The sequence below is a fragment of the Enterobacter sp. UPMP2060 genome, from assembly GCF_053709655.1.
On sequence record NZ_JBSKJQ010000007.1, the window covers coordinates 111164 to 128642 of the forward strand.

The window sequence follows — 17479 nt, forward strand, 5'->3', positions numbered from 1 at the left end:
ATGAGTAATGCGGGTGCATCCCTTGCAACCTGTTATGGACCGGTCAGTACCCAGATGATGGCAAAGGCGGAAAACATTCGTCTGCTCATCCTGGACGTGGATGGCGTACTTTCCGATGGCCTGATTTACATGGGCAATAATGGTGAAGAGCTGAAAGCGTTTAACGTTCGCGACGGCTACGGTATCCGCTGCGCGCTCACCTCGGGTATTGAGGTGGCTATCATCACCGGGCGAAAAGCTAAACTGGTAGAAGACCGCTGTGAAACCTTAGGAATTACCCATCTGTATCAGGGTCAATCCGATAAGATGGCGGCGTTTAAGGATTTACTGGGTAAACTGGCTATCGCGCCGGAAAACGTAGCCTACGTCGGGGACGATCTGATTGACTGGCCCGTGATGGCTGAAGTCGGGCTGAGCATCGCCGTTGCGGATGCGCATCCGCTGCTGATCCCCCGCGCTGACTACGTTACCCACATCAACGGGGGCCGTGGTGCCGTACGTGAAGTCTGCGATCTGCTTTTGCTGGCGCAGGGCAAGCTTGATGAGGCCAAAGGGCAATCGATATGAGTAAAACCAGACGCTGGATTATCATTTTGCTTTCGCTTGTCGCACTGGTATTGATTGGCGTGAACCTTGCCGATCGCGACGATCCGCAAACGGAAGTGGTCAACAATAACGATCCAACCTATAAAAGCGATCACAGCGACACCGTGGTCTACAGCCCGGAAGGCGAGCTGAACTATCGCCTGATTGCCCAGCATGTTGAATATTTTTCAGATGACGGTATTTCGTGGTTTACCCAACCTGTCATGACCACATTTGATAAGGACAAAGTGCCGACGTGGTCAATTAAGTCAGATCGGGCAAAACTGACAAATGACCGTATGCTTTATCTGTATGGCCACGTTGAAGTCAACGCCCTGACCGCTGACTCGCAACTGCGAAAAATTACGACGGATAATGCCCAAATTAACCTGGTAACCCAGGACGTGACCTCGCAGGATCTGGTCACACTGTATGGCACAACATTTAATTCCAGCGGTTTGAGAATGCGCGGGAACTTACGCAGCAAGAACGCCGAGCTGATTGAAAAGGTTAGAACCTCCTATGAAATTCAAAACAAACAAACTCAGCCTTAAAGTAATTATCGCCAGCGCGATGCTGGCGACCAGTCTCCCCGCGCTTGCTGTAACGGGCGATACCGACCAACCGATCCATATCGAGTCTGATACCCAGTCTCTCGATATGCAGGGCAACGTCGTCACCTTCACAGGTAACGTCGTCATGACTCAGGGCACCATCAAAATTAACGCCGACAAAGTGGTCGTGACCCGTCCGGGTGGCGAGCAGGGCAAAGAGATCATTGATGGTTACGGCAACCCGGCCACCTTCTACCAGATGCAGGACAACGGCAAACCGGTGAAAGGCCGCGCCTCGCATATGCACTATGAGCTGGCGAAGGACCTGGTCATCCTGACCGGAAACGCGTATCTGGAACAGCTGGACAGCAACATTACCGGCGACCAGATCACCTATCTGGTTAAAGAGCAAAAAATGCAGGCCTCCAGCGAGAAAGGCAAACGCGTCACGACTGTCCTGGTTCCGTCGCAGCTGCAGGACAAAGGCAAAGGCCAGGCCCCGGCACAGAAGAAGAGTAACTAATTCGTTATGGCAACATTAACTGCAAAAAATCTCGCGAAGGCCTACAAGGGCCGCCGTGTCGTAGAAGATGTCAGTCTGACCGTCAACTCCGGCGAAATCGTGGGGCTGCTTGGCCCTAACGGTGCGGGTAAAACCACCACTTTCTACATGGTCGTTGGCATTGTGCCGCGCGATGCCGGCAACATTATTATTGACGATGAAGACATCAGCCTTCTGCCGCTGCACGCGCGCGCGCGTCGCGGGATCGGCTACCTGCCGCAGGAAGCCTCCATTTTCCGTCGTCTTAGCGTTTACGATAACCTGATGGCGGTCCTGGAAATTCGTAACGATCTGACCAGCGAACAGCGTCAGGATCGTGCCAACGAGTTGATGGAAGAGTTCCACATTGAGCATCTGCGCGACAGCCTCGGTCAGGCACTCTCCGGGGGTGAACGCCGTCGTGTTGAGATTGCACGTGCGCTGGCCGCAAACCCGAAATTTATCCTTCTGGATGAACCGTTTGCGGGCGTTGACCCGATCTCGGTTATCGACATTAAACGCATCATTGAACACCTGCGTGACAGCGGGCTTGGCGTACTGATCACCGACCACAACGTCCGTGAAACGCTGGCCGTGTGTGAACGCGCGTATATTGTCAGCCAGGGCAATCTGATCGCCCACGGTACGCCGCAACAGATCCTCGAAGACGATCATGTTAAGCGCGTCTATCTTGGGGAAGACTTCAGACTCTGATAGGGTAGAGGTAACGTAACGCCGAACCGGAGAAAAACGCTCTGAACATGAAGCAAGGTTTGCAATTAAGGCTCAGCCAACAACTGGCAATGACGCCGCAGCTACAGCAGGCAATTCGCCTGTTGCAACTGTCCACGTTAGAACTTCAGCAGGAGCTCCAGCAGGCGCTGGACAGCAACCCCCTGCTGGAACAAACCGATCTTCATGACGAGGTAGATACTCAGCAGTCACAGGATACAGAAGCGCTCGACACCGCGGATGCACTCGAACAAAAAGAGATGCCCGACGAGCTACCGCTGGATGCCAGCTGGGATGAAATCTACACCGCCGGAACCCCTTCCGGTACGCGTGCAGACTACCAGGATGATGAGCTACCGGTCTATCAGGGAGAAACCACCCAGTCGCTGCAGGATTACCTGATGTGGCAGGTGGAACTTACCCCCTTCTCCGATACCGACCGCGCGATTGCCACCTCAATTGTCGATGCCGTTGACGACACCGGCTATTTGACCGTCACGCTGGACGATATCCTGGAAAGCATGGGCGACGAAGAGATTGAACTTGAGGAGATCGAAGCCGTTCTGAAGCGCATCCAGCGTTTCGATCCGGTAGGCGTGGCCGCAAAAGATCTGCGCGACTGCCTGCTGATCCAGCTTTCTCAGTTCAGCAAAGAGACGCCATGGCTCGACGAGGCGCGCTTAATCATCAGCGATCATCTGGATCTGTTGGCCAACCACGATTTCCGCAGCCTGATGCGCGTCACGCGCCTGAAGGAAGAGGTGCTGAAAGAAGCGGTGAATCTGATCCAGTCACTCGATCCCCGCCCGGGACAGTCGATCCAAACCAGCGAGCCCGAGTACGTGATCCCGGATGTGCTGGTCAGAAAACACAATGACCGCTGGGTCGTTGAACTGAACTCAGACAGCATCCCTCGCCTGCAAATCAACCAGCAGTATGCCTCCATGTGCACCAGCGCGCGTAACGACTCCGACAATCAATATATTCGTAGCAATCTTCAGGAAGCGCGATGGTTGATCAAAAGTCTGGAGAGCCGAAATGATACGCTGCTGCGCGTCAGCCGCTGTATTGTCGAACAGCAGCAGGCGTTCTTTGAGCAGGGCGAAGAGTATATGAAACCGATGGTACTGGCGGATATCGCCCAGGCCGTCGAAATGCATGAATCAACCATTTCCCGTGTCACCACGCAGAAGTATCTGCACAGTCCACGCGGTATATTTGAGCTTAAGTATTTCTTCTCCAGCCATGTGAATACCGAGGGCGGCGGCGAAGCGTCGTCAACGGCCATTCGTGCCCTGGTGAAGAAGTTGATCGCCGCGGAGAACCCCGCGAAGCCACTAAGCGACAGTAAGTTAACCACCATGCTGTCCGATCAGGGTATTATGGTGGCACGTCGTACTGTTGCGAAGTATCGAGAGTCTTTATCCATTCCGCCGTCCAACCAGCGTAAACAGCTGGTCTGACACAACCGATAAGGAAGACACTATGCAGCTCAACATCACTGGACAAAACGTCGAAATTACTGAGGCTTTACGCGACTTCGTGAACGCGAAGTTTGCAAAACTCGAGCAGTATTTCGAAAGGATCAATCAGGTCTATATTGTGTTGAAAGTGGAGAAAGTGACTCATATCTCGGATGCCACCCTGCATGTTAACGGGGGTGAACTGCATGCCAGTGCGGAAGGGCAAGACATGTACGCTGCTATCGACGGCTTGATTGATAAGCTTGCACGACAGCTCAATAAACATAAAGATAAACTGAAACAACACTAATTGTCCGGGCAGTTAACGGGTGCAGGACGGCCTGTTGTGAAACACAACAGGCCATTTGTACAGTTAGCGCTTAGGTGAAATTATGATGAACAACGATTCCGCTCTTCAACTGAGCAATGTCCTTAACCAGGAATGTACCCGCAGTGCGGTTCACTGCCAGAGCAAAAAACGTGCGCTGGAGATCATCAGTGAACTGGCTGCCAAACAGCTGGGCCTGCCGCCGCAGGTGGTGTTCGAAGCGATTCTGACCCGTGAAAAAATGGGCAGTACCGGTATCGGCAACGGCATCGCGATCCCGCACGGCAAACTGGAAGAGGATACCCTGCGTGCCGTTGGTGTGTTTGTGCAGCTTGAAACACCCATCGCCTTCGATGCCATTGATAACCAGCCCGTCGATCTCCTCTTCGCGCTGCTGGTACCTGCCGACCAGACGAAAACCCATCTGCATACGCTGTCGCTGGTCGCAAAACGTCTGGCCGATAAAACCATTTGCCGTCGACTGCGCTCGGCCCAAAGTGATGAAGAGCTCTATCAAATTATCACTGAAGCAGAAGGCAATCAGGATGATGCATAACCAGGAGATGGCCTTCACATCTGTTGTCCTGAGGAGAAACGGAACATGGTGCTGATGATTGTCAGTGGCCGTTCAGGGTCGGGGAAATCCGTTGCTCTGCGCGCCCTGGAAGACATGGGTTTTTACTGCGTCGATAACCTGCCGGTCGTGTTGTTACCCGATCTGGCCCGCACGCTGGCGGAGAGACAAACCTCTGCCGCGGTCAGTATCGACGTTCGTAACATGCCTGAATCGCCAGAGATCTTCGAACAGGCCATGAGCAACCTGCCTGACGCGTTCTCGCCTCAGCTGCTGTTCCTCGATGCAGACCGCAATACGCTGATCCGCCGCTACAGCGATACCCGTCGTTTGCACCCGCTATCCAGCAAGAACCTCTCTCTGGAGAGCGCTATCGATGAAGAGAGCGACCTGCTGGAGCCGCTGCGTTCTCGTGCCGACCTGATTGTCGACACCTCTGAGATGTCCGTTCACGAGCTGGCGGAAATGCTGCGTACCCGGCTGTTGGGTAAACGCGAGCGCGAACTGACGATGGTGTTCGAATCCTTCGGCTTTAAGCACGGTATTCCGATTGATGCGGATTACGTTTTCGACGTGCGCTTCCTGCCGAACCCGCACTGGGATCCAAAACTGCGTCCAATGACCGGTCTGGATAAGCCGGTGGCGGCGTTCCTCGACCGGCACACAGAAGTACACAATTTTATCTACCAGACGCGAAGCTACCTTGAGCTATGGTTACCTATGCTGGAGACAAACAATCGTAGCTACCTGACGGTGGCGATTGGCTGTACCGGCGGTAAACATCGTTCGGTTTACATCGCCGAACAGCTGGCCGACTATTTCCGCTCGCGCGGGAAGAACGTTCAGTCCCGTCATCGCACGCTGGAAAAACGTAAAACATGACCGTAAAACAAACCGTTGAGATCACCAACAAGCTGGGTATGCATGCACGCCCGGCGATGAAGCTGTTTGAGCTGATGCAGGGTTTCGATGCAGAGGTTCTGCTGCGGAATGACGAAGGCACCGAAGCGGAAGCGAACAGCGTGATCGCGCTGCTGATGCTGGATTCCGCCAAAGGGCGCCAGATTGAAGTAGAAGCCACCGGCCCTCAGGAAGAGGAAGCGCTGGCGGCGGTGATTGCCCTGTTTAACGCAGGGTTCGACGAAGATTAAGGTCTGCTATTCAGGCGGGTAGCGCTGCGCTTACCCGCCCTACATAAGATTATTACGCTGCATAAACTCCTCTCCACCCAGCTGATTCATCTGGCGCATAATCCACGCCTGTCGGCTTCGCACGTACCCTGATGGGGCACTGGCCTTAAAGCGGATAGGGTTCGGTAACACAGCGGCCAATAGCGCTGCTTCTGACATGCTCAGACGGCTGGCTGGCTTATTGAAATACCGCTGTGCGGCAGCTTCCACGCCAAATATGCCGTCGCCAAACTCAGCGACGTTGAGATAGACGGTCAGAATGCGTTTTTTGCTCCAGACCGTTTCCATCCCCAGGGTCAACCCTGCTTCCAGCCCTTTTCGCAACCAGCTTCGACCATCCCACAGAAACAGATTTTTGGCCGTCTGCTGCGACAAGGTTGATGCCCCGCGCACGCGGTTTTCATGGCGTTCGTTATGGGCTAGCGCCTTCTCAATGGCCGCCACGTCGAACCCCCAGTGCTCCGGGAATTTCTGGTCCTCCGCCGCGATGACCGCCAGCCCCATGAACGGGGAGATCTCGTCCATGCTCACCCAGTCAGAGTGGGCAACGTAGCTGAAATCGCCGCTGAACCACGCGCCGAGCTGGCGCTCAACCATAACGGCAGAGAACGGAACCGGCATAATGCTGAATAAAGCCAGCCCGCCTCCCCAGAATACCGCCAGCACAAGTACGATGCGCAAGAGAAAACGTTTCACCCCTGCGCCTGCGGCAAATTTACGCCTCATTCAGTCAGCACCAGCACGCGGGCCACCAGCTTTTCAATACCTGAGGCCGCCTCAGCGATATTGTTCGCCAGCATATACGCTGGCGTGGTGACAATTTTGTTATCTTCATCAACCACAATGTCATCAACCGGGCACGGAACGTGTTCGCCCCCCATTTCCTCGACGATCTCTGCGGTATCAATATCCGTCCCGATAGTCAGGCGCAGCGGGAAATCAAAAATCCTGGGCAGCATTGCCGGCGCGATGCAGATAAAGCCCTGCGGTTTTCCTGCCGCGTGCATGGCCTGCGACAGCGCTTTAAGATGAGGATCGATCTGACACTCCGCACCCTGCGCAGCAAAGGTACTGAGATTTTTGGCCGCGCCAAACCCACCGGGCAAAATGAGCGCATCAAGCTCTGTAGGGTCTGCCTGAATAAGAGGATGGATATCACCTCGCGCAATACGCGCGGCTTCAATCAGTACATTGCGGGTTTCTGCCATCGGCTCGCCGGTCAGATGATTAATCACATCCGCCTGATTTTTGTCCGGCGCAAAACAAATAACCTCTGCTCCCTGCTTAGCCAGGGCCAGCAGCGTGATTACGGCTTCATGTATTTCAGAACCATCGTAAACACCGCATCCGCTCAGCACGACACCAATCTTTTTCATCATGACAATCCTTTTCTGCAACTTGCTGAAGCACATTAATAATTTTGATTAAAACGCTATGCTTCACACATTTCACTGATTCATGTAACAAACCATTTAAGATTTGCTATCTTATCTGCGTGCGGCCTAAATTTTTCAGGCAGCGCCCTTTCGAAAATAACTTTAAAAAACAGGCGCAGCCACGATTTCCCTGGTGTTGGCGCAGTATTCGCGCACCCCGGTTAAGCCGGGGTCATTTTTTTCTGGCGTCTACCCAGGCTTTAAGCACCGCTACATCGTTTTGCCACTCTTGTTTCATCTCTTCAACCCAATCACCCACGTTATCTTCCCATGCAGGTAAATCAGGCGACTGAATCTGTTGACCCAGCTGCTGCAGATGGCGTAAGCCAACCGAGCCGGCGGCACCTTTGATTTTGTGTCCTTCTTCGACGATGCCTTTTTGGTCACGAGCCGTCAGGTTTGATTCCAGCACGCTCAGATAGCCCGGCATCATTTTTTCGAACACCGCCAGACCATCGGTAATCAGTTTCGGACCCACCAGATCGATGTACTGCTCCAGCATCGCGGTATCGAGTATCGTTTGGGCTTTTGCGCTATCAACAGACGTCATGGTGCTCTCCTCTTCATCACGGGTATCCCAGAACTTCTTAATCATGGCGGTCAGAGCAGGCACCGCCAGCGGCTTGCTGAGTACATCGTCCATACCGGCATCGAGATACTCTTTTTTGTCTTTCAGCACGTTCGCCGTCAGCGCCACCAGCGGCGGCAGCTCGTCGGCCGCGTACTGACGCGTCAGCTCACGAGAGATATCCAGCCCGGTCATATCCGGCAGCTGGATATCGAGCAGAACAAGATCGTATTCGCCCGGTTTAAACATATCCAGCGCGGCCTTACCGGTCATCGCGACATCCACGCTGTTGCCCAGTTTTTCCAGCACCGAGCGCGCCACAATCACGTTCAGCTCAATGTCTTCTACCAGCAGGACGTGCAGCGCGGGCAGCGGCATGTCGTCGTTTTCAAAGGTATCCTCAACTTCCTCCGCCACCGCCGGCGCATGGACCGTCAGCGTGAAGGTTGACCCTTTGCCCGGCTGGCTGACAACGGTGATATCGCCACCCATACTCTTCGCCAGCCGCTTAGAGACCGCCAGGCCAATGCCCGTTCCTGTCGCCGGTTTCCCGCCGTTGCTGTCCTTCACCTGGTAGTACATCGCGAAAATTTTGTCCTGCTCCTCCTGCGGAATACCCATCCCGGAGTCTTCCACCTCGAAGTGCAGCATATCGCCTTCGTCATAGCGGATGCGCACCGCCACCTGCCCCTTCTGGGTAAATTTCACCGCGTTGCTGATAAGGTTCCACAGGATCTGGCGCAGACGCGTGCCGTCGGTCACCACTTTATGCGGCAGCGGCAGGGTTGGCTCCATGACAAAGCTCAGTCCCTTCTGCTGCGCCTGCAGGCCGGACAGGTTTTCGAGGTCGGCAAGGAAGCTGGTGAAATCAACCGGCTGATTATCAAGCTGAACTTTACGGCGCTCCATCTTATCCATATCAATAATATCGTTGAAGATATTACCCAGCGTGACCGCGGATACATGGATAGTCTTGAGGTATTTTTCCTGCTCTGCGGTCAGGTCGGTATCCAGCAGAATACGGCTCAGCCCGACAATCCCATTAAGCGGCGTACGCAGCTCGTGGCTGATGGTGGAGATAAAGGTAGTCTTGTCGCGGCTGGCGCGCTCCAGGGCATCCTGGTAGCGCTTACGTTCGGTGATATCGCGGCCAAAGCCCATCAGGCCGTGGCGTTTCCCCACGCGGTCATAGTAGGGCACCTTACGGATCTCAAAGCAGGCTTTGCGTCCGTCCGGGTAATCCAGCCACTGTTCATAGGTCAGCGAGACGTTATGGCGGAATACTTTTTCGTCCGTCTCCATGACCTTAGCCGCCGCCTCTTCAGAGTAAACGTCCTGCGGCTTCAGGTTAATCAGCTGCTTCTCGCTTTTCCCGGTGAGCAGCTCCATCGCCCGGTTACAGCCGGAAAACTCTTTATCTTCATTACGGTAAAACACCAGATCCGGCGAAGCATCAAGGAACGACCGCAAGAAAGAGGATTGCTGCTCAAGCTGGATCTGCGTGACCTCGCGCTCTTTCATTTCGATTTTCAGCTGTTCCAGCGTGGCCTGACGCTCGGCTTCCGCCTTCTCACGATCGGAAATCTCCTGATTCAGCTGCGCAATGTTGTCTTTAAGCTGGACGTTGAGCTTCAGATCGCGCTCGCGCATCTCTTCCAGTTTATCGACCAGTTTTGACAGACGCTGACGGGACTCTTCCAGCTGTTCAACCACCACGGAAAGGAAATAGACCGCCCAGGGCGTAATGAGCAAGCCAAAGAAGATGGAGCGGATGACGTCGATACTCTCGACCTGACCATGCAGAACCATGGTGACGGCCATTTGCACGACAATGGCCAGAACGACCAGCGCCAGCGCAAGCAGCATGGAGAAACGCACCAGCCCAAGCTTCATCATCAGGTCGACGTAATACTGGGCAAGCATTCGAATTTGCTTCATAGAGGATCCCTTCACGACTTTATCGCTCAATAATACTCAAATTCAGGGCGAGGCGTTGAAGGTTGTGAGAAAAAGTGCGGGGTGAAACAGGAGATTAGCCTCGCTTCCGGTTAACCGGAAGCGAGGAGAGGTCAATCAGGAGCGTTTCAACAGCAGCCAGAGGCTGATCAGGAGGAAACTGGCGCTTGGCAGCAGCGCACCAATTATCGGCGGAATGCCATAAACCAGCGTCAACGGACCGAAGATCTGATCGAGCACGTAGAACACAAAGCCGAAACTGATACCGGTCACGACGCGCACGCCCATCGGCACGCTGCGTAACGGGCCGAAGATAAACGACAGCGCCATCAGCATCATCACCGCCACGGACATCGGCTGGAAGATCTTGCTCCACATGTTGAGCTGATAACGTCCTGCGTCCTGCCCGCTCGACTTCAGGTATTTCACATAGTTGTGCAAACCGCTGATGGAGAGCGCGTCAGGATCCAGCGCCACAACACCGAGCTTGTCAGGCGTCAGGTTGGTCTTCCACGTACCGGTTACCGTCTGAGAACCGGCGATCTGTTTCGGATCGGTCAGGTTAGATTCATCAACCTGGGACAAACGCCACTGTTTATGTTCGGCGTCAAATTTCGCCGAAGAGGCGTGGCGGACTGACTCCAGACGGCGCTGGTCATCGAAAGCATAGATGCTCACCCCACCCAGTTCATCATTCCCCTTCACCCGTTCGATGTAGACGAAGTTTTTACCGTCTTTCGCCCATAAACCTTGTTGGGTCGAGAGCAGCGAGCCGCCGTACATGGCCTGCGCACGGTAGTTACGCGCCATCTGTTCACCCTGCGGCGCGACCCACTCGCCAATCGCCATGGTCAACAGCACCAGTGGGATCGCGGTTTTCATGACCGACAGCGCAACCTGCATGCGGGTAAAGCCCGAGGCCTGCATAACGACCAGCTCACTGCGCTGCGCCAGCATCCCCAGTCCCAGCAGCGCGCCCAGCAGGGCCGCCATCGGGAAGAAAATCTGCACATCTTTCGGCACGCTGAGCAGGGTATACATCCCCGCGCCCATCGCGTCATAGCTCCCCTGGCCGGCTTTTTTCAGCTGATCGACAAATTTGATAATGCCGGAGAGCGACACCAGCATGAACAACGTCATCATGATGGTGGTAAAAATGGTTTTACCGATATAGCGATCAAGAACGCCAAACGCCTGCATTAGATGGCTCCTTTACGCGAGAATCGGGCACGTATGCGGCGCACAGGCACCGTATCCCACAGGTTTAATCCCAGCGCCAGTAAGATGTACAGGCTGTTGACGAACCATGTCCAGACCATAGGGTCCAGCTTACCCTTCGCGCCGTTAGAACGAATCGAGGTTTGCAGCAGGAAATAGATCAGGTAAAGCAGCATCGCCGGCAGCATAGAGAGCACGCGGCCCTGGCGCGGGTTCACCACGCTCAGCGGAACGACAATCAGCGCCATCATAAACACGGTGAAGACAAGCGTAATACGCCAGTGGAACTCAGCACGCGCTCTGTCGGTATCGTTATTCCACAGGGTACGCATGTCCATTTGCTCGGTATCCGTTGGATCGAGCGCCACCGCCTGATGGCCGATAATGGCCTGATAGTTCTGGAAATCCGTAATACGGAAGTCGCGCAGCATGGCGGTGCCTTCGAAACGGGTGCCTTTGTTCAGCGTCACGATCTGAGAACCATCTTTGCGCTGAGCAAGCTGGCCGGAGTCTGCAACCACCACGGAAGGACGCGCGTTACCTTTGGGACGTAACTGCGCCAGGAATACGTCGTTGAATTTACTGCCGTCAACGCTCTCAATGAACAGCACGGAGTTACCGTCGGTCGCCTGCTGGAATTGCCCCTGGGCTAAGGCTGCCATGCCGGGGTTGGCTTTCGCTTCGGCCAGCACTTCGTCCTGATGACGGGAAGACATGGGACCCGCCCACATCACATTCACCGCTGCGACAATACCCGTGAACAGCGCCAGTATCATGGCCGCTTTCACCAGTACCGCTTTGCTCAGGCCACAGGCATGCATCACCGTGATTTCACTCTCGGTGTAGAGTTTCCCAAGCGTCATGAGCAGGCCAAGGAAAAGACTTAGCGGCAGGATGAGCTGCGCCATTTCCGGGATCCCTAAGCCAAGCAGGGAAAGCACCAGATTTGTTGGAATTTCGCCGTCAACGGCCGCACCGAGGATCTTAACCAGCTTCTGACAGAAAAAAATCAGCAGCAGGATGAAGAGAATCGCCAGTTGGCTTTTGAGCGTCTCCCGCACCAGATATCTTATGATTATCACTTTAAATACGCCCGTAAAAACCCGTCTCTTTGCTGGAAAATCGCTTGTTTCATGGCTTAAACGTCATTTATTCTCTTGAGTCGTCGAAATCATCGCTAAGATTAAAACATCCGGCGGATTCACGCTTCAGGACTTTTTCTGACGTGTCGAAACCGTAGTAACGTAAGATTAACACGAAGTCACCACAACAGCGGACATGAGTTACGAAAGGTTTCAATTCTATCCGTAGCTGCCGCCGTTGTCTTTAAGATTCAGGAGCGTAGTGCATGGAGTTCAGTGTAAAAAGCGGTAGCCCGGAGAAACAGCGGAGTGCCTGCATCGTTGTGGGCGTCTTTGAACCACGCCGACTCTCCCCGATCGCCGAGCAACTCGATAAAATCAGTGACGGCTATATTAGCGCCCTGCTGCGCCGTGGCGAACTGGAAGGCAAACCTGGGCAGACGCTGTTACTGCACCATGTTCCGAACGTACTGTCAGAACGTATTCTGCTGATTGGCTGCGGCAAAGAACGCGAGCTGGATGAACGTCAGTATAAGCAGGTAATTCAGAAAACAATCAATACGCTGAATGATACTGGCTCAATGGAAGCCGTCTGCTTCCTGACGGAGCTGCACGTTAAAGGGCGTAACACCTACTGGAAAGTGCGTCAGGCGGTTGAAACGGCAAAAGAGAGCCTGTACAGCTTCGATCAGCTGAAGACCAATAAAAGCGAGCCGCGTCGTCCTCTGCGTAAAATGGTCTTTAACGTGCCAACCCGTCGCGAGCTGACCAGCGGCGAACGCGCGATCCAGCACGGTCTGGCGATCGCGGCCGGCATTAAAGCGGCCAAAGATCTCGGCAACATGCCGCCTAACATCTGTAACGCGGCGTACCTGGCCTCTCAGGCGCGTCAGCTGGCCGACGCCTACAGCAAAAACGTCATTACCCGCGTCATCGGCGAACAGCAGATGAAAGAGCTGGGGATGCACTCTTACCTGGCGGTCGGTAACGGCTCGCAGAACGAATCCCTGATGTCCGTCATCGAGTACAAAGGCAATCCGTCCGAAGACGCGCGCCCGATTGTGCTCGTCGGTAAAGGCCTGACCTTCGATTCCGGCGGTATCTCCATCAAGCCTGCCGAAGGCATGGATGAGATGAAGTACGACATGTGCGGTGCGGCGGCGGTTTACGGCGTGATGCGCATGGTCGCGGAACTGCAGTTGCCTATCAACGTGATCGGCGTACTGGCGGGCTGCGAAAACATGCCTGGCGGGCGCGCCTATCGTCCGGGTGACGTTCTGACCACCATGTCCGGCCAGACCGTTGAAGTGCTGAACACCGACGCCGAAGGGCGTCTGGTGCTGTGTGACGTGCTGACCTACGTTGAGCGCTTCGAGCCGGAAGCGGTGATTGACGTCGCCACCCTCACCGGTGCCTGCGTGATTGCGCTGGGTCACCACATCACCGGCCTGATGTCGAACCACAACCCGCTGGCGCACGAGCTTATTGGTGCCTCAGAGCAGGCCGGGGACCGCGCATGGCGTCTGCCGCTGGGTGACGAGTATCAGGATCAGCTGGAGTCTAACTTTGCGGATATGGCGAACATTGGCGGACGTCCTGGCGGGGCGATCACCGCGGGCTGCTTCCTGGCACGCTTCACCCGCAAGTACAACTGGGCACACCTGGATATCGCGGGCACCGCATGGCGCTCCGGTAAAGCCAAAGGCGCAACCGGCCGTCCAGTGGCGCTGCTGTCGCAGTTCCTGCTGAACCGCGCAGGTTTTAACGGCGACGAGTAAGTCAAAACGGCAGTAAACCGTAGGCCGGGTAAGGCGAAGCCGCCACCCGGCTTAAGCATTTAAAGTGAGCACAAGAAGCCCCATATATGAAGAATGCAACGTTCTACCTTCTGGACAACGACACCCATCAGGATGGCCTCAGCGCCGTAGAACAGCTGGTGTGTGAAATTGCCGCAGAACGTTGGCGCGCAGGTAAACGCGTTCTGATTGCCTGTGAAGATGAACAGCAGGCGATTCGCCTGGATGAAGCGCTGTGGGCGCGCCCGCCGGAGAGTTTTGTGCCGCACAACCTGTCGGGCGAAGGCCCGCGCGGTGGAGCACCGGTTGAAATTGCCTGGCCGCAAAAGCGCAACAGCAGCGCGCGCGATATTCTGATTAGCCTGCGGATAGATTTTGCAGATTTTGCCACCGCTTTCACAGAAGTGGTAGACTTTGTCCCTTACGAAGAATCTTTGAAACAACTGGCGCGCGAACGCTATAAAGCGTACCGCCTGGCTGGTTTTAACCTGAATACGGCAACCTGGAAATAATGGAAAAGACATATAACCCACGCGATATCGAACAGCCGCTTTACGAGCACTGGGAACAGCAGGGCTATTTCAAGCCTAACGGCGACGAAAGCAAAGAGTCCTTCTGCATCATGATCCCGCCGCCGAACGTCACCGGCAGTTTGCATATGGGTCATGCTTTCCAGCAGACCATCATGGACACCATGATCCGCTACCAGCGCATGCAGGGTAAAAACACCCTGTGGCAGGCGGGGACTGACCACGCGGGTATCGCGACCCAGATGGTGGTTGAGCGTAAAATTGCCGCTGAAGAAGGAAAAACCCGCCACGACTACGGTCGCGACGCGTTCATCGACAAAATCTGGCAGTGGAAGGCGGAATCCGGCGGCACCATTACCCGTCAGATGCGCCGTCTCGGCAACTCTGTGGACTGGGAGCGCGAGCGCTTCACCATGGACGAAGGCCTGTCCAACGCCGTTAAAGAAGTCTTCGTCCGCCTGTACAAAGAAGACCTGATTTACCGCGGCAAACGCCTGGTAAACTGGGATCCGAAACTGCGCACCGCCATCTCTGATCTGGAAGTGGAAAACCGCGAGTCTAAAGGCTCCATGTGGCACATCCGCTATCCGCTGGCCGATGGCGCAAAAACCGCAGACGGTAAAGATTACATGGTGGTCGCAACGACCCGTCCGGAAACCCTGCTGGGCGATACCGGCGTGGCCGTTAACCCGGAAGATCCGCGTTATAAAGATCTGATCGGCAAATTCGTGGTGCTGCCGCTGGTAAACCGCCGTATTCCGATTGTGGGCGACGAACACGCCGACATGGAAAAAGGCACCGGCTGCGTAAAAATCACCCCGGCGCACGACTTCAACGACTATGAAGTTGGTCGTCGTCACGCCCTGCCGATGATCAACATTCTGACCTTCGACGGTGATATCCGCGAAAGCGCAGAAGTGTACGATACCAAAGGCAACGAATCCGACGTTTACTCCAGCGACATCCCGGCTGAGTTCCAGAAGCTGGAGCGTTTTGCCGCGCGTAAAGCCATCGTGGCTGCCGTTGACGCGCTCGGCCTGCTGGAAGAGATCAAACCTCACGATCTGACCGTGCCGTACGGCGACCGTGGCGGCGTGGTTATCGAGCCAATGCTGACCGACCAGTGGTACGTGCGTGCCGACGTGCTGGCGAAACCGGCTGTCGAAGCGGTTGAAAACGGCAGCATTCAGTTCGTGCCGAAGCAGTACGAAAACATGTACTTCTCCTGGATGCGTGACATTCAGGACTGGTGTATCTCCCGTCAGCTGTGGTGGGGTCACCGTATTCCGGCGTGGTACGACAACGAAGGCAACGTTTACGTTGGCCGTAGCGAAGACGAAGTGCGTCAGGAAAACAACCTGAGCGCGGACGTTGCGCTGCGTCAGGACGAAGACGTGCTGGACACCTGGTTCTCCTCCGCGCTGTGGACCTTCTCCACCCTCGGCTGGCCAGAAAACACCGACGCGCTGCGTCAGTTCCACCCAACCAGCGTGATGGTGTCCGGCTTCGACATTATCTTCTTCTGGATTGCCCGCATGATCATGATGACCATGCACTTCATCAAAGACGAAGACGGCAAGCCGCAGGTTCCGTTCCATACCGTCTACATGACCGGTCTGATCCGCGACGACGAAGGCCAGAAAATGTCCAAGTCCAAGGGTAACGTTATTGACCCGCTGGACATGGTTGACGGTATCTCTCTGGAAGATCTGCTGGAAAAACGTACCGGCAACATGATGCAGCCGCAGCTGGCTGAGAAAATCCGCAAGCGCACCGAGAAGCAGTTCCCGAACGGGATCGAGTCTCACGGTACCGACGCCCTGCGCTTCACCCTGGCGGCACTGGCCTCAACCGGTCGTGACATCAACTGGGACATGAAGCGTCTGGAAGGTTACCGTAACTTCTGTAACAAACTGTGGAACGCCAGCCGCTTCGTGCTGATGAATACCGAAGATCAGGATTGCGGCTTCAACGGCGGCGAGATGACGCTGTCTCTGGCAGACCGCTGGATCCTGGCGGAATTCAACCAGACGGTGAAAGCGTTCCGCGAGGCGCTGGACAGCTACCGCTTCGATATCGCGGCGGGCATCCTGTATGAATTCACCTGGAACCAGTTCTGCGACTGGTATCTGGAGCTGGCGAAGCCGGTGATGAACGGCGGCACTGAGGCGGAGCTGCGCGGCACGCGCAATACGCTGATTACCGTTCTGGAAGGTCTGCTGCGCCTGGCGCATCCGGTCATTCCATTCATCACCGAAACCATCTGGCAGCGCGTGAAGGTGATTGCAGGCATCAACGCCGATACCATCATGCTGCAGCCGTTCCCGGAATTCGATGCGGCCAAGGTTGATGAAGCGGCGTCCGCGGATACCGAGTGGCTGAAACAGGCGATCGTTGCGGTACGTAACATCCGTGCTGAAATGAACATCGCCCCAGGCAAACCGCTGGAGCTGCTGCTGCGTGGCTGCAGCGAGGCGGCCGTTCGTCGCGTCACCGAGAACAACACCTTCCTGAAAACCATGGCGCGTCTGGAAAGCATCACCGTGCTGCCTGCGGATGACAAAGGTCCGGTTTCCGTGACCAAAATCATCGACGGCGCCGAGCTGTTGATCCCAATGGCGGGCCTGATCGACAAAGACGCCGAGCTGGCTCGTCTGGCGAAAGAAGTGGCAAAAGTCGACGTGGAAATTGGCAAAATCGAAAGCAAGCTGGCGAACGAAGGCTTTGTCGCCCGCGCGCCGGAAGCGGTCATCGCGAAAGAGCGTGAGCGTCTGGTTGCCTTCGCAGATGCGAAGACCAAGCTGATCGAGCAGCAGGCGGTTATCGCAGCCCTGTAATGCTTTTACCCCTTACGCTTCAGGGCGTAAGGGGTATCCTTCCTGAAAACTCCTCGCTTGCACTCCCCTTTCTGCGGTGCTATTAACAG

17 protein-coding genes are annotated in these 17479 nt (G+C 55.2%); 12 read left to right on the forward strand and 5 right to left on the reverse strand.

All coding sequences use genetic code 11. From position 1 onward, the window contains the following. From kdsC to npr, 9 genes are all read left to right on the forward strand, one after another. Complete coding sequence (gene kdsC / locus ACWKXN_RS15440) at positions 1 to 567, forward strand: 3-deoxy-manno-octulosonate-8-phosphatase KdsC (RefSeq protein ID WP_023309356.1); 567 nt, start codon at positions 1 to 3, stop codon at positions 565 to 567. Further along, the gene (lptC, locus tag ACWKXN_RS15445) at positions 564 to 1139 is read left to right on the forward strand and encodes an LPS export ABC transporter periplasmic protein LptC (protein ID WP_454543994.1); all 576 of its coding nucleotides are present in this window, start codon (positions 564 to 566) and stop codon (positions 1137 to 1139) included. Before kdsC ends, lptC begins: the two co-directional genes overlap by 4 nt. Continuing rightward, positions 1108 to 1662: a lipopolysaccharide ABC transporter substrate-binding protein LptA gene (gene lptA, locus ACWKXN_RS15450; protein ID WP_033146750.1), complete on the forward strand. Its 555-nt coding sequence runs from the start codon at positions 1108 to 1110 to the stop codon at positions 1660 to 1662. Before lptC ends, lptA begins: the two co-directional genes overlap by 32 nt. 6 nt (positions 1663 to 1668) lie before the next feature. Continuing rightward, positions 1669 to 2394 carry an LPS export ABC transporter ATP-binding protein gene (gene lptB, locus ACWKXN_RS15455; protein ID WP_033146751.1) on the forward strand — a complete coding sequence of 242 codons (726 nt, stop codon included), beginning with the start codon at positions 1669 to 1671 and terminating at the stop codon, positions 2392 to 2394. Positions 2395 to 2441: 47 nt separating this feature from the next. Further along, positions 2442 to 3875, forward strand: a complete 1434-nt coding sequence (rpoN, locus tag ACWKXN_RS15460; RefSeq protein ID WP_047060252.1) for an RNA polymerase factor sigma-54 — start codon at positions 2442 to 2444, stop codon at positions 3873 to 3875. Positions 3876 to 3897: 22 nt separating this feature from the next. Next, complete coding sequence (gene hpf / locus ACWKXN_RS15465; RefSeq protein WP_008501444.1) at positions 3898 to 4185, forward strand: ribosome hibernation promoting factor; 288 nt, start codon at positions 3898 to 3900, stop codon at positions 4183 to 4185. An 82-nt stretch (positions 4186 to 4267) separates the two neighbouring features. Next, positions 4268 to 4759: a PTS IIA-like nitrogen regulatory protein PtsN gene (ptsN, locus tag ACWKXN_RS15470; RefSeq protein ID WP_008501443.1), complete on the forward strand. Its 492-nt coding sequence runs from the start codon at positions 4268 to 4270 to the stop codon at positions 4757 to 4759. 45 nt (positions 4760 to 4804) lie between these two features. Beyond that, positions 4805 to 5659 (forward strand): RNase adapter RapZ, encoded by an 855-nt coding sequence (gene rapZ, locus ACWKXN_RS15475; protein WP_014885397.1) that lies wholly within the window; start codon positions 4805 to 4807, stop codon positions 5657 to 5659. Beyond that, a complete protein-coding gene (npr, locus tag ACWKXN_RS15480; protein ID WP_003861872.1) occupies positions 5656 to 5928 on the forward strand; it encodes a PTS phosphocarrier protein NPr in 273 nt (90 codons plus the stop codon). The genes rapZ and npr overlap by 4 nt, the downstream gene beginning before the upstream one ends. A 39-nt stretch (positions 5929 to 5967) precedes the next feature. Here npr and mtgA read toward each other — a convergent pair whose 3' ends face one another. The 5 genes from mtgA to lptF all read right to left on the reverse strand — a co-directional run bounded on the left by mtgA (position 5968) and on the right by lptF (position 12227). Beyond that, a complete protein-coding gene (mtgA, locus tag ACWKXN_RS15485) occupies positions 5968 to 6693 on the reverse strand; it encodes a monofunctional biosynthetic peptidoglycan transglycosylase (RefSeq protein WP_048981179.1) in 726 nt (241 codons plus the stop codon). Next, positions 6690 to 7343 (reverse strand): isoprenoid biosynthesis glyoxalase ElbB, encoded by a 654-nt coding sequence (elbB, locus tag ACWKXN_RS15490; protein ID WP_182932120.1) that lies wholly within the window; start codon positions 7341 to 7343, stop codon positions 6690 to 6692. The genes mtgA and elbB overlap by 4 nt, the downstream gene beginning before the upstream one ends. 232 nt (positions 7344 to 7575) lie before the next feature. Continuing rightward, entirely contained in the window at positions 7576 to 9909 is a 2334-nt protein-coding gene (gene arcB / locus ACWKXN_RS15495; RefSeq protein WP_143346430.1) for an aerobic respiration two-component sensor histidine kinase ArcB, read from the reverse strand. Positions 9910 to 10044: 135 nt separating this feature from the next. Then, positions 10045 to 11127 carry an LPS export ABC transporter permease LptG gene (gene lptG / locus ACWKXN_RS15500; RefSeq protein ID WP_096150976.1) on the reverse strand — a complete coding sequence of 361 codons (1083 nt, stop codon included), beginning with the start codon at positions 11125 to 11127 and terminating at the stop codon, positions 10045 to 10047. Further along, positions 11127 to 12227 (reverse strand): LPS export ABC transporter permease LptF, encoded by a 1101-nt coding sequence (gene lptF, locus ACWKXN_RS15505; RefSeq protein ID WP_319876790.1) that lies wholly within the window; start codon positions 12225 to 12227, stop codon positions 11127 to 11129. Before lptF ends, lptG begins: the two co-directional genes overlap by 1 nt. 266 nt (positions 12228 to 12493) lie before the next feature. On the opposite strand from lptF, the gene pepA reads away from it, so the two are divergent. From pepA to ACWKXN_RS15520, 3 genes are all read left to right on the forward strand, one after another. Continuing rightward, positions 12494 to 14005 carry a leucyl aminopeptidase gene (gene pepA / locus ACWKXN_RS15510; protein ID WP_023309366.1) on the forward strand — a complete coding sequence of 504 codons (1512 nt, stop codon included), beginning with the start codon at positions 12494 to 12496 and terminating at the stop codon, positions 14003 to 14005. An 86-nt stretch (positions 14006 to 14091) separates the two neighbouring features. Then, on the forward strand, positions 14092 to 14535 hold the full coding sequence (gene holC, locus ACWKXN_RS15515; RefSeq protein WP_008502815.1) for a DNA polymerase III subunit chi: 444 nt from the start codon (positions 14092 to 14094) through the stop codon (positions 14533 to 14535). Next, positions 14535 to 17390 carry a valine--tRNA ligase gene (locus ACWKXN_RS15520; protein WP_454543995.1) on the forward strand — a complete coding sequence of 952 codons (2856 nt, stop codon included), beginning with the start codon at positions 14535 to 14537 and terminating at the stop codon, positions 17388 to 17390. Before holC ends, ACWKXN_RS15520 begins: the two co-directional genes overlap by 1 nt. The last annotated feature ends 89 nt before the right edge of the window (positions 17391 to 17479 follow it).